The sequence below is a fragment of the Dethiosulfatibacter sp. genome (assembly GCF_983023055.1).
Map to the genome: position 1 here is coordinate 1 of NZ_CEZJXU010000001.1, position 13,065 is coordinate 13,065.

Annotated in this window: 14 protein-coding genes and 1 riboswitch; all 14 genes read right to left on the minus strand. The window is 35.6% G+C overall.

Translation table 11 applies throughout. The features are described 5' to 3' along the window. On the minus strand, positions 1-412 hold a 412-nt coding region (locus AC3AX0_RS00005; RefSeq protein ID WP_487548246.1), incomplete at its 3' end, for a tetratricopeptide repeat protein. Positions 413-482: 70 nt separating this feature from the next. Then, entirely contained in the window at positions 483-1,268 is a 786-nt protein-coding gene (locus AC3AX0_RS00010; protein ID WP_487548247.1) for an ABC transporter ATP-binding protein, read from the minus strand. Beyond that, positions 1,258-2,043 (minus strand): ABC transporter permease, encoded by a 786-nt coding sequence (locus tag AC3AX0_RS00015; RefSeq protein WP_487548248.1) that lies wholly within the window; start codon positions 2,041-2,043, stop codon positions 1,258-1,260. The genes AC3AX0_RS00010 and AC3AX0_RS00015 overlap by 11 nt, the downstream gene beginning before the upstream one ends. A 23-nt stretch (positions 2,044-2,066) precedes the next feature. Continuing rightward, positions 2,067-3,014, minus strand: a complete 948-nt coding sequence (locus AC3AX0_RS00020; protein ID WP_487548249.1) for an ABC transporter substrate-binding protein — start codon at positions 3,012-3,014, stop codon at positions 2,067-2,069. A gap of 7 nt (positions 3,015-3,021) precedes the next feature. Next, positions 3,022-3,996 carry a radical SAM protein gene (locus tag AC3AX0_RS00025; RefSeq protein WP_487548250.1) on the minus strand — a complete coding sequence of 325 codons (975 nt, stop codon included), beginning with the start codon at positions 3,994-3,996 and terminating at the stop codon, positions 3,022-3,024. 17 nt (positions 3,997-4,013) lie between these two features. Further along, complete coding sequence (locus AC3AX0_RS00030) at positions 4,014-4,418, minus strand: PadR family transcriptional regulator (protein WP_487548251.1); 405 nt, start codon at positions 4,416-4,418, stop codon at positions 4,014-4,016. A 180-nt stretch (positions 4,419-4,598) separates the two neighbouring features. Continuing rightward, complete coding sequence (locus AC3AX0_RS00035; RefSeq protein WP_487548252.1) at positions 4,599-5,795, minus strand: hypothetical protein; 1,197 nt, start codon at positions 5,793-5,795, stop codon at positions 4,599-4,601. Between the two features lie 20 nt (positions 5,796-5,815). Then, positions 5,816-6,136, minus strand: a complete 321-nt coding sequence (locus tag AC3AX0_RS00040) for a nucleoside triphosphate pyrophosphohydrolase (protein ID WP_487548253.1) — start codon at positions 6,134-6,136, stop codon at positions 5,816-5,818. Positions 6,137-6,248: 112 nt separating this feature from the next. Beyond that, positions 6,249-7,067, minus strand: coding sequence for an EFR1 family ferrodoxin (locus AC3AX0_RS00045; protein ID WP_487548279.1), 819 nt, complete (start codon positions 7,065-7,067; stop codon positions 6,249-6,251). 178 nt (positions 7,068-7,245) lie between these two features. Continuing rightward, complete coding sequence (locus AC3AX0_RS00050) at positions 7,246-8,292, minus strand: ABC transporter substrate-binding protein (RefSeq protein WP_487548254.1); 1,047 nt, start codon at positions 8,290-8,292, stop codon at positions 7,246-7,248. A gap of 15 nt (positions 8,293-8,307) precedes the next feature. Next, positions 8,308-9,384 carry an ABC transporter ATP-binding protein gene (locus AC3AX0_RS00055; RefSeq protein WP_487548255.1) on the minus strand — a complete coding sequence of 359 codons (1,077 nt, stop codon included), beginning with the start codon at positions 9,382-9,384 and terminating at the stop codon, positions 8,308-8,310. Between the two features lie 13 nt (positions 9,385-9,397). Continuing rightward, the gene (locus AC3AX0_RS00060) at positions 9,398-10,186 is read right to left on the minus strand and encodes an ABC transporter permease (protein WP_487548256.1); all 789 of its coding nucleotides are present in this window, start codon (positions 10,184-10,186) and stop codon (positions 9,398-9,400) included. Further along, positions 10,186-11,016 (minus strand): ABC transporter permease, encoded by an 831-nt coding sequence (locus tag AC3AX0_RS00065; RefSeq protein WP_487548257.1) that lies wholly within the window; start codon positions 11,014-11,016, stop codon positions 10,186-10,188. Before AC3AX0_RS00065 ends, AC3AX0_RS00060 begins: the two co-directional genes overlap by 1 nt. After that, the gene (ade, locus tag AC3AX0_RS00070) at positions 11,009-12,787 is read right to left on the minus strand and encodes an adenine deaminase (protein WP_487548258.1); all 1,779 of its coding nucleotides are present in this window, start codon (positions 12,785-12,787) and stop codon (positions 11,009-11,011) included. The genes AC3AX0_RS00065 and ade overlap by 8 nt, the downstream gene beginning before the upstream one ends. A 101-nt stretch (positions 12,788-12,888) precedes the next feature. Continuing rightward, positions 12,889-12,991, minus strand: a riboswitch (purine riboswitch). Positions 12,992-13,065: the final 74 nt, after the last annotated feature.

Genomic DNA, 13,065 nt, shown 5'->3' on the forward strand with positions numbered 1-13,065 from the left:
TTGCTTCCCTATATATTTCTCCAATATTATTAAGTATTGAAGCTTTCAAGTTCACGTCTTCATTTATTTCAAGATCCTCAAGAGCCTTGGTAAAGTTTTCAAGAGCACTTGAATAATCTCCAAAATAAAAATATATGATACCTATAATATTTCTAGCTTTTATGATTCCTTCTATATGGTTGTTTTCCTTAAAAATATCCAAAGCTTTAAAAGCATAGTCAAGACCATTTGAATAATCCGACATGACCCGGCATGCATAGGCCATTTTATAGTAGGCCTGTCCCTTTTCAATTTCAAGACCGTTTTTTTCAGCTAGTTCATAGGCTCTTACAGCAAGATCATATGATTTACCTGGATTTTCAAGAGCAAGTTCTTTTGATTCTGTAAGCATCGTCCTAATTTCATTAACCATTTTCATCCCCCTTTGGATGATAACTTCAATTAACTTATAATAAATCTAAATATTGCTTAATAAGTATTCATTATATCATATTTTTGTTGTTGTTTGAATAGTGTTCTAATATTTCTCTCTTGTAATAATTAAACTTCTCATCCATGGACTTATCCATAAGATTTTTACATTCACCTTCAAACTCAGGAATTATTTCCATATACTTCCCTTTTTCTCCTGCACTAAGCATAACTATGCGATCCGCAAGTAGAAGAGCCTCATCAATATCATGGGTTATGAAAACAATGGCAGGATAATATATCTTTCTTATTTCAACCATAAGCTCCTGTATCTTAAGCCTTGTGAAGGAATCAAGGGCTCCAAAGGGCTCATCCATTAAAAGCATGCCTGGTTCCAGAACCAATACCCTTGCCAGCGCAACCCTCTGCTTCATACCTCCAGATAGTTCTTCCATAAAGTAATCAGAATAGCTTGCAAGATTTACTTTTTCAAGAACATCCATGACTTTTACTTTTATATTGCCCTCATTCATCCTCCTGATTCTCAGACCATAGGCTATGTTGTCATATACGTTTAACCAAGGAAAAAGTGCATCTTTTTGAAAGACCACTGCCCTGTCACCTGAAGTTCCTTTCACCTTTTCTCCTTCAAACAACAACTCACCGGAATAATCATTGTCGAATCCTGCGGCCATCTCAAGAAAAGTGGATTTACCGCAACCACTGGGACCTAAAAGAACTACGAGTTCATCTTTTTTTACATTAAGGTTGAAATCTTCGAAGAGAATTATTTTACCATTCTTGTTTTCAAATTCTTTGTTGAGATTTTTTATTTCCAATATTTTTTCATATTCCATAATGTCGTCCCCTAAGTTTTGAAAGAAATTTAAATATTCCTACAAGAATATAATCACTGATCCATCCAAGTATTGCTATTATTACCATGCTCATAACTACGACATCTATATGTCCAAGCATCCTTGCATCCATCATAACCGCTCCAAGTCCCTGTGATACTCCTGTAATTTCACCAAGAACCAGATAAGCCCAGGATACTCCCAAAGCAAGTCTCAGTCCCGTTATCAAGGAATCAAGTGATGCAGGCAATATTACAGTATAAAATATTCTGGATTTTGACGCACCCATCATTTTTGCACTTTTTATATATATTTCAGGGACCTTTGCAGCACCTGCACATACATTGATATATACAGGAAAAAACGCTGCAAGGGCAATTAAAAAAACTGCAGTCTTCTGCCCTACTCCAAACCATACGAGGGCAACAGGAAGCCATCCTATTCCAGGAACCGCCTTAAGCCCATTTATGAAAGGATTTACAAGTCCGTTGAATTTATCACTTCTACCTGATGCATATCCGAGCAATATTCCCAAGATTGACGCAATCAAAAATCCAGCCAACACCCTACTTATACTTGCTGCAAAGTGTATATAAAAAGTGCCGGAATATGGGGTCAAATCCATATTTCCAGCAATAAAGTCCCATCCTATTTTTAAAATACCAAAAGGTGAAGGCAGCAAATAGGAGGGAACAAGATTTAACAGGTTAGCAAAATACCATACAGCTAATAAAATCATAGGAACTATCAATCCTATATACTTTCTCCTATTCATTTAAACCTCCTCTATTTTATTATTTATTTTGGATTTAACTCATGTAATTTCATTGCATTTTCAACAAAACTTGTGTCGAAAAGCTCTTCCATGTCAGGAATATTGTCTATGATGCCAAGCTCCATCATTCTTTTAGCTAGTTTTTCAGCCTTTAATATATACTCTTCATCTATATTCCATGCAATTTCCATGTTGCCAACAGCTATATCCAGAACCGCATCGTCCGTACCGAATTTTGCAGCTTCAGACATCCAAAATTCCCTTTCCAGCTTAAGATGCTCACTGGATTTCACATGTGCTGTAACTAGAGCTTGAATCTTATCTTTCGAATTTTCTATCCTGTCTTTTGTTGTTATCATTGCACCGTTTATTGTACCAATGGAATCATCAAAATATGGATAAGCAATCACCTTTCCATAACCTTCAATTTCCGCCACAGATGGAAATGGCTCTCCGCTACAGAAAGCATCTATATCTCCATTTGCCAGTGCCTGACCCATATCGAAGAAGTCAATCCTTATCAAATCCACGTCAGTTTCAGGATCCAGTCCTGCCTTTTCCAGTGTTTCAAGAAGCAGTATATGATGCATTGTTCCAGGCACATATGCAATCCTTTTATACTTCAAGTCTTCAATTTTTTCTATTCCTGAATCTGTTCCTACTACAAGAGCGGAGCACTTGTTGCACAGTGATGACACTATAACTACTGGCTCACCCTTTGATGCAGCAGTTATGGCTGTCACAAGGGTTGTTCCCGTCATGTCAAGGTTGCCGGCCAACAGTGCTGTTTTTTGGTCTCCCGGATTTGTAAATGGCAGAACCTCTATATCGTCTTCAAGATAATCCTTGTAATAAAAGGGCTGTATGGTCTGGGCCGTCTTCCACGTTCCAACCTTGTAACCTTCCTGAGTGCTACCGCATCCAGTCAACAGAAATATAAGAATCAAGACCAGTGCTGTTGTTTTTTTCATAATATTCTTAATCAATTTCATAACCTGCTTCTTCAAACCAGGTTTTTGCTCTATTGGCGTCAAACCTGTCCCAGTCACTGCAGCATTCTTTCTCAGCCCTGGGTACTGCTCCAGTTTCAACAACTACAACATTTGCTCCCCATTCCATTGCCTGTCTGCTTGGTGGGTGGACGCAGATATCCGGTGCATTTTTCCCTGCTCCGATTCGTGTAACCGCTACAATCTGTGCCAGTCTTTCAGGAGACAGTTCCCCCTTTTCCTCAAGGGGTGTGCCCTTTATGGATACTCTTGCCATTGCACCTGACAAAACCGCACCGTAGTCTAATCCGGTATTAAAGATCCGAACTATTTCCTCGTTTGAATGTTCAGGTCCTACCGGTTCTACAAGGTAGGCAAGGGACATATCCGTATTCTGAACAGATGAAAGTGTTTCCAGTCTGTCCTGTATTTCAAATTTGGTATCCTTTCCTTCCCCTAATCTCAATGTATGATAAACTATATTTATTCCCGATTCTTTCATTTCCTTGGCTTTGAGTTTTCCAAACTCTCCAGTGTTTGCAACCAATCCATAGTCTCCAGGGACTTCCCTTCTGACTTTTTTAGCCAGGTCGTTCAACCTGTCTACTCCATAGTACTGGGTAGTCCTCAAAGTCACCCATGAGGCACCCTCTATTACATATTTTCTTACCTGGTCTATTACTTCCTCATCTGTCCATTCATGCCTTCCTTCAAACAAGTTCCATTCTTCTCCAAAGGAGCAAAAGTCACAATTCATGGAACATGTCTGGTAGTCAATACCTATGGAAGCCCAGATTTTTCCTTTGTTATCTACAACCTTTCCAGCCAGTTCTCTTGCTTTTTCTCCAAGATAAACTGCATTTTCAGAATCCGAATCCAGTTCAAGAAATTCAATGAGAAGACTTTCGTCTATTCTTTTTCCTTCCAATGCCAAATTGTATGCTAAATCAATTTTACTTTTCATAATCTCCATTTCTCCTATTATATAAGTTTTTCGCCTTCTTCAATTATATTTCCAATATATTTATGATAACCTTTAAGGGTCTCTATCCATGATTTATAACATTTCCTGCCCTCTTCAGTTATTGAATAAACTTTTTTTGCAGGTCCAGTCTCCTGGGTTTCCCACTCAAAGGTAAGTATTTCTTGTCCCTGCATTTTGCTTAGGGTTCTGTAAATTCCAGTACTGTCAGGCACATCTCCCCCAAGGCTCCATTTTTCTTCTATCTTTTTGAGTATCTTGTAACCATAAAGCCTTTCCTGCATAAGTATTTCAAGTACTACTGGCTGAATGAGCTTATCGAGATTATTGCCCATGCATGAACATTTCTTTATGGTTTTGTTTCCTATTGTATTTTCACAACATTTGCTGTTTTTTTCTTCCATTATATGATTTCCTCCACTATAAGACTTAGTCTGATACTAGATTAACTCATATTAACAATTGTTTCTATAAAAAATTTTATGCTTTTTAGTCTATCCTTTTGGTTTTTACGACAATTAAAAAATTCTCTCGGCGATTCGAGAGAATTTTTTGGTAAATTTTTATCTTTTAATCAATACATCTTACAAATACATGAAAAATTCATCCACCAGTCCCGTATAGTTTCCATTAACTATAAGGTGATGGTTTCCAATGCTTTCCCTTAAGAAGTAGTTTACATCCTTGTTCATTAGAAGCTCTATCTGGCTTCTGCAGAGATTATTCTGTGAAAGGTTCTTTTGAATTTCACATCCTGAAACAAAATAACTCTCAAGATCTCCAGAAGCTTTGAATACCGTTGCATCTCCCAAAGATATCTTGCCCCTCAATGCTACACCTATTCCTGATTCAAAATGGGTATCAAGTTCATAGCTTTCAGGCATGTTTATCGGAAGTGTACAGTGAGCAAATACTATTTTGTTTTCTTCAACATCAATTTTTGAAGGATTGGCCATAAAAACTGGATTATCTGTTAGGTAGTGAATAATCGCCATTGATATCAATGCCGGAATGTCTCCCTCACATCCTGCAGGAATTCCTTCTCCGTTGAGGATGGAAAGTGCTAGACATCCTGTATTGTGTATGTCGTCACCCAAAAGATCAAAACATCTCAATGTAAGTCCTGACAAATTATACTTTTCAGTCAAGAACTTTAGTGCTCCGTAGATATATAGGGCATCTTCAATTTCCTTCTCATCAAACTTCTTACCTTTCAGATCATTTACATATTTATTTTCATATTTGTGCTTGTTGTTGATTTCATGCTTAAGTTCCTTGATAGTAATGTCTACAAGCTCTATTCCAGCCTTATCATATAATCCTTCATAGTCAACATCACTTGCGATGAGCCAGTCCGAAGGTTTTCCCACTATTCCAAACCTTGCTCCTCTAAGTTTTTTTCTTGCCTTTACAACCTTATAGAGTATCTTTATCCTTGTAGCTATGTAGTTCGGATTTCCATGAAGTATTTCACCCTTAAGTCCGTTTTGCTTTAGAAAGGACAAAATCTCCATTGATGCTGCAAGTGAATTACTGTTGTCTGTAGACAATATGACATAAGGTGCACCAATTTTCTTATAAACTTCCTTGAAAAGATTTTCGGTTCCTCCAGTTTTAACAAAGGATATAACCATGTCGTACCGGTCTAAATCATCACCTATCACTTCCACAAAACTGCATCCCGCCCTTTCTTCAATTTCTTCAACGAAAGGCCTAAGAGTCTTGTCCAGCATTTCAGCATCAGCAAAGGATGAATTGAAAGAAATAATACCTATTTTCATGAACTTCCTCCGATTATTGATTATTCGTTGTCTTCTACTTCTTCAAGAAATATTCTTTCGTCAAATGTTCCACGAGCTTCTTTCCTCTTGATTTTTAAATAATCGATATGCATGGGCTCATAATCCTTGAACTTAACTATGTTATCAAGAACTTCAAAAACATCAGCCAGTTCTTCCTCATTGTCTGTTTCCCTGTATTCTTTGATTTCTTCAATTACCTTGTCAATGAGAGCCTTAAAATACTCTTCATCATTCAATTTTCTCGATGTCTGTTTTCTCCCGCTTTCTTCGATGAGTTGGGGAATTTTATCCCTTACAAGTTTGTTGTATGTAGTTTTCATGAAATCACCTCTGAATAGTATTTTTGTTCTTATATACATTTTATCCCTATTCGAAGGAAATTTCAAATCATTGTTAAAATTATTGTTCATTTATTTAAACAAAGGAACTGTATTAGATGAAAAATTCAGGCTCCTTCCTGCCTTTATTTTCCTCTTCAAGCTCATGTTTGTGTTTCAGATAGTTCACGTCATCATAGTATTTTGCTCCAACGGGACATTTCTTTACACAAGCTCCGCATTTTATGCATATTCCTGTGAATTTAGAAACATCATCACTGTCTATTGATCCCACGGGACATATATCCACACAAATCTTGCAGTCGGTACAATTTTCATTGGTCTTAGGCTTTATCTTTCTGAAATCGTAGACGTTCCCTTCTAAATCCCTTGGCCTGTAGTATGCTCTGTATGGCTTGTCACCTTTGATATCAATACATCCATCTACCTTGTCGTCTTTAATCTTTTCTGATATTTGAGTACCAAAGCTTTCTACAATTCCAATATCCTTTCCATCAGGCCTGCCCTCTGCCAGAATTTTCGAAAATGAATGCTCTCCAATAAATGCACCTGCAGCAATAATATTGAATCCTCTATCTTCCATTATATCCTTTAGCTCTATCAAAGCATCATCATAATTTCTGTTTCCATAGAGTACTATAGGTACAGCAAGGGCACCATTGCCATTCATGGTGTTCAGATACTTAAGAAGAATGTTCGGCACCCTTCCTGCGTATACTGGCACTCCTAGTATTACTATGTCATTTTCATTGGATTCAAAGGTCTTCTCCCTTTCCCCTGCCAAAGTAAAACTTTTGCTTTTAAATACTATATCTGCACCAATATTTTTACATATTGATTTTGCTACTGCTTCAACTGTTACTTGTGTTGTTCCCGTAGGACTGAACCATACGGCATGGACCCTTTTTACCATCTCTCCCATTTTATGCTCCTTGTATTTATACTTTGTGGATAAATGATATAACACTATTCAGTTTTATTCAAGTACATTGGACAAAAAAAGCCATCTTGCCAATATACGTTAATAAATTGGTAAGATGGCGCTATTATTAATTAAATTTCGCTAAATTTTTATCTTGTGTAACCAAACTTTATTCTGCTGTGATTTCTTTGTTCCATCTTTCAATCCATTCTGATTTAGAATTATTTATATAACTCCAGTCAAACATAACTAAAGATTCGATTTTTTCAGATCCATAGGACATATACTTAGCGCCGTCTTCAGATATTTCAACATCTACATTTGTAGGTGCTTCAAATAAAGATGCTGCAATTTTAGCTTGAGTTTCAGATTCAAGCATGAAATTTACGAATTTTTCTGCTATTTCTTTGTTCTCTGTTCCTTTTACTATATTCACTGTATTGTATCCAGCAAAATTACCTTCATCCAGTACTGCTATTTCAACAGGAAGATCTGAGAAATGCATGATTGGTACAAATATATCCATGAAAGGAGCCATTACAATTTCATCTCTTTCAAACATAGTGATTACATCACTGACACTTGTATAGAAATTGAAAATATTAGGCTTTAATTCTTCCATTTTTTCAAATCCAGCATCAATATCTTCCATGCTTCCGCCGTTCATTTCAGCCGCTTTAACTAGGAGCATAGGACCTGCAGTACTAGTTATATCAGGAATACAAATCTTATTTTCATATGCAGGATCCCACATATCAGCCCATGAGGTAGGAACTTTTTCCACTAGCTCAGAATTATATACTAAACCATATGATACAACTGAATAAGCTGGACCAAATCCATTAGGATCTATGGCATAATCATATAAATTTTCAATGTTTGGAATCTTAGCTGCATCGAATTTCTCGAATAAACCTTCTTCATTACCCATTACTGAAAAACAATCAGTCATAAGGGCAACATCAACTACAGGATTATCCTTTGTCGCTCTTATTTTATTCAATCTATCAGAGTTATTACCGATATCAAATACGATATCTACGTTGTTTTCTTCTTCAAAAGTTTTAACTATCTCTGTAAGTCCTTTTTCTGACGATCCACCCCAAGTTGCTACAACAAGTTGTGTTGGTCCCTCTGGTTGACAACCTGTAAAGGCAAATCCACATAGTGCGACAAGCATTAATGTTGCAATAATTCTAATCTGTTTCCTACTCATAATTTTCTTTTCTCCTTATTTTTTGAAAAATTTTATATTTTTACAGGGTAGTTTTATTGTGATTTCATTGCCAACATTTTTTTCGGAAAAGTCAGCAATATCAATACATAAATCAACTCCCATAAAGTCATCCGTGATTATTCTTGTAACTGCACCTTTGTAACTAACACTTTTAATACCAACAACAAAAGTGTTTTCAGAAGTATTATCCATCCCATCAACTATTCTGATATTCTCGGGTCTTATTGAGAATTGGATCTTTTCACCTACTGAACAATTCATGTTCTTATTGTATTGAGCTTTTATTTTTTTACCTGAAGAATTAATTATGCATACTCCTGCTTTTTCATCAATACTCTCTATTTCTCCATCTATGAAATTAGTATAACCCATAAAATCAGCAATGAACTGTGATGAAGGTTCTTCAAATACCTGTTTAGGTGACCCTATTTGTATTATCTCGCCAGTGTTCATAATGACAATTCTGTCTGCTATTGACATAGCTTCTGACTGGTCATGTGTAACCAGAATAGTAGTTATTCCAATACTTTGTTGTATGCTTCTAATCTCAACCTGCATTTCTTCACGCAATTTTGCATCTAGATTACTGAGGGGTTCATCAAGAAGCAATACATCAGGCTCCATAATAAGTGCACGTGCAACAGCAACACGTTGTTGCTGACCACCACTCAATTCTCTTGGATATCTCATTTCCAATCCATCCAGTTTAACCATTGAAAGAACACTTGCGACTTTTTCCTTAATATAATCATTCTTTTGTTTTTGGAGTTTCAATCCAAAAGAAATATTTTCAAACACTGTCATATGTGGAAACAATGCATAATCTTGAAAAACTATTCCTATATTTCTTTTATTTGTTGGTACATTGTTAATTTCTTTTTCTTTGATAGATATAATACCTTCAGTTGGTTCAATAAATCCTGCCAACATCCTTAGTGTAGTGGTTTTACCACATCCACTTCCACCAAGAAGTGCAACAAACTCACCTTTTTCGACTAAAAGATTCATATCTTTCACCGCAGTGAAATCACCAAATTTCTTAGTTATACCTTTTAACTCTAAATATGCCATCCAAATCCTCCATTTACTTCAAAAACATGTCTAAACCGACAAATTTTTCCATTATTATAATTGCACTTACTGACAAAACAATCAATACCGTTGATATAGCTGCTAAAGTTGGATCAAATGCAAATTCCATATATGTTAGCATTCTAACCGGTAATGTAACAAATCCAGGTTCTGTTAGAAACGGTGCTAAAGTTGCATCATCTAGAGAATACAAGAAAGAAAGAAGTGCTCCTGCAATTACTCCTGGTCTAATCAAGGGCAGTGTTATTTTACTAAAAGTTTGAAAAGCATTGGCCCCAAGGCTTCGTGCTGCTTCTTCCAGCTTCCAGTTGAATCCTATTGAAACCGATATGACATTCCGAACAATATATGGCAGTATTATGACACAGTGTCCAATTGTAAGTTTAACAAATGCCGGCACTCTGAAAAACATGCTAAATACCTGCAATAGAACAAATCCAAAAGTTATGGCCGGCAAAAACATTGGTGATGTGAAAAAATTCGTCAAAAACTCCTTGCCTTTAAACTTATATTTAGCAATGCACAATCCAGCAGATATTCCTATGACTAAATCAATAGATGTGGTAAGACATGCTAATACCATACTGTTGATAAATCCTTCGACAAATCCAAAAGAATTAAATATGTTTTTATACCATCTAAGAGAGAATTCCTCCGGTGGAAATTTCAAATAAGCTGTAGGGCTAAATGATGCTAAAATAATTATTATAAGAGGGGCTGCAAGAAAAAAATATACTAAATAAGATATAATCTTTGCTCCCAAATCAAGTTTACGCTGCATTAATTGCCACCTCCCAATTTAGTCATTGATTTATGTGTTAATACATTTGATAATACCAGTATCAACAAAATAGTTCCCAGTAGTATGAAACTAATTGCCGATGCCATACCCCAGTTAAATGTAACTTGTACTTCCTGATAAACCATTGTACTCATTAGTTTTATCCTTGGACCTCCCAATAACTTTGGTGTTACAAAGGCAGTCATGCTGACTGTGAATACAAGTATGGATCCCGTAATTACTCCTGGCAAACTCAATGGGAAAACCACTTTCCTGAATGTTTGCCATGAATTTGCTCCCAGACTCTGAGCAGCCGATTCAATATTAGGAGCTATATTTTGAAGTACTGTTGCAATGGATAATATCATATATGGAATAAGCAAATGAACCAATCCAATTATGACTCCATTCATAGTATACAAGATCTTTATAGGTTCATCTATAATACCCGTATTCATCAAAAGCTGATTAAGTATACCCGTATCTCCCAAAATTACAATCCATCCATATGCTCGAACCAATGCACTTACCAGAAATGGTAAAATCGTAGCCATAAGCATTAAATTTTTATACTTTGATTTTGTTCTGGCTAAATAATACGCAGTCGGATAACCAAGCATCAAAGCTATTAGAGTCACTTTCAATGCTGTAGCCAATGTAGAAAACAAAATATTTCTATAGTATTCGTCAGTAAAAAACTTCACAAAATATTTCATACCGTCGTCTTTAATTACCTTCGATATTACAAATAATGTAGGGAGTATAAAACACAAGGTTAACAATAAAATAGCTGGTAGAGCCAGCTTCATTATCCCTTTTCTATTATTCATCAATTTTCTCCTCTTCGAAGTTAATCAAATCAATTATTTTTTTATTCAACACATCAACAATCCCTAAATCGGTTACTTTAATCTCTGGTGAAACCGCCAATGCAAGAATAGTCAATATCATTATAGGTTCTTTGTGCCTTATTCCAAGTTCTTTTATTGTATTTACCAGGCTATTTAACTCTGCTGATATCTCATCGATATTCTTGTTGGAAAGTATACCACCTATAGGAAGTTCAACTTCGGACAAAATTTCACCATTTAGTACTGCACACATTCCACCACCAATACTTATTAGTTTATTTGCAGCAATAGTCATGTCACTTTTATCCTTGCCTATGACAACTAAATTATGACAATCATGTGCATAGGTAGTAGCAATTGCACCTTTAAAATCTCCAATACCTTTAATCAGTCCAATATTTCTTGTTCCTTTTACTCCATGTCTTTCAAATACTGCCATATAATACAAATCTTCAGAAGATATATCCAATATCCCGTCTTTAATTTCAACGTCACATGTTTCTTTAACTGTATATGATCCTTCTTCATTGACTACTATGGCATTTACATTTGCACTGCCTTTTTTAGCTTTTGTTGTGATTTTAAAATCACTTTCATTCAATTCATTCATCTTTATACTATTGTAAGCATTTTGAGGAAATTTAGATTTTTTTATTTTCACTAATAATTCATTGTTTTTCACAGTTATTTTTCCATTGGTAATAACTGTATTAATTTCAAATTTTTCCAAAGAATCCAAAAGCAATATGTCTGCTATTCTTCCCGGTCCAATTCCACCAAGGTTATACAGTCTCATACGTCTTGCAGCATTAATGGTAGTTGCTGTAACCGCTTTCACAGGGTCCAGACCACAAGAGATTGCTTTTCTGATGAGTCCATCCAAATGCCCTGTCTTACTTAATCTATCAGCAGTTACATCATCCGTAACCAATAATACATTTGAAAAATTATCCAATGTATTAATATAATCCATTAAATCCGGAGTAATGAATCTACCCTGAATCTGAACACACATTCCACTTCTGAGTTTTTCTTTTATCTTTTCCCTGTCCATTATAGTATGGTCAGAATCAACTCCTGCTGCAATAAAGGCCTGTAGTTCTTTTCCTTTGAATATTGGAGTATGACCCTCGATTATTCCGTCTCTATTTTTTATTTCGTCTATAATCTTAGTGATTTTTTCATCCTGGTTAACAACTCCCCAAAAATCCATCACTTCACCTAATCCCAATACACGTTCATGATCAATTAATCTTTTGATGTCATCTGCACATATTGAAGCTCCAGATGTTTCCATGCCTTCATATGAAGGAACCGTAGAAGGAATCATCATATAAACTTTTAGAGGCAGTTCCTCCGATGCATCCAGCATCATTTCTACACCTTCGGCACCAAAAACATTTGCAATTTCATGTGGGTCAGCCACTATTGTTGTTGTTCCATGTGGAAGTACACCTTCTGCAAAAGCACTTGGAGTCGCCATGGTACTCTCAATATGCATGTGAGCATCAATAAGCCCAGGCACTGTATATTTTCCCTTCGCATCGATATATTCTTTGGCATCCAATTCTTCATCTTTAAATCCGACATATGCAATATAACCTTTTAATATGCCTATAACTGAATTAATTATCTCACCAGTATAAACATTCACAAGTTGAGTGTTTTTTATTACAAGATCAAATTGCTCCTTGCCCATCGCTGCCTTTACCAGCTCATTCTTTTCAATATAATTATTAATGATAAACACTCCTTATCAGTATTTTTGCATTAAAAAAAGATCTCTCAAAAAGAAATCTCAACACAAAAATATATATGATGTTTTCTACACCATAAACCGTAATATTAATTATTGCATTAGATATCTTTCGTAGTCAGGATATTTTACGGTTATCCGGTAGATACTTTTAAGCCTTATTCTTAAAATAATACAAAAGTGCTAAATTCCACTCATTTTAACACATTGTCTGTTAATAATCAATCTATATTTCCCGTTTCATATCCCAATAACAGACAGTATTTGAACCA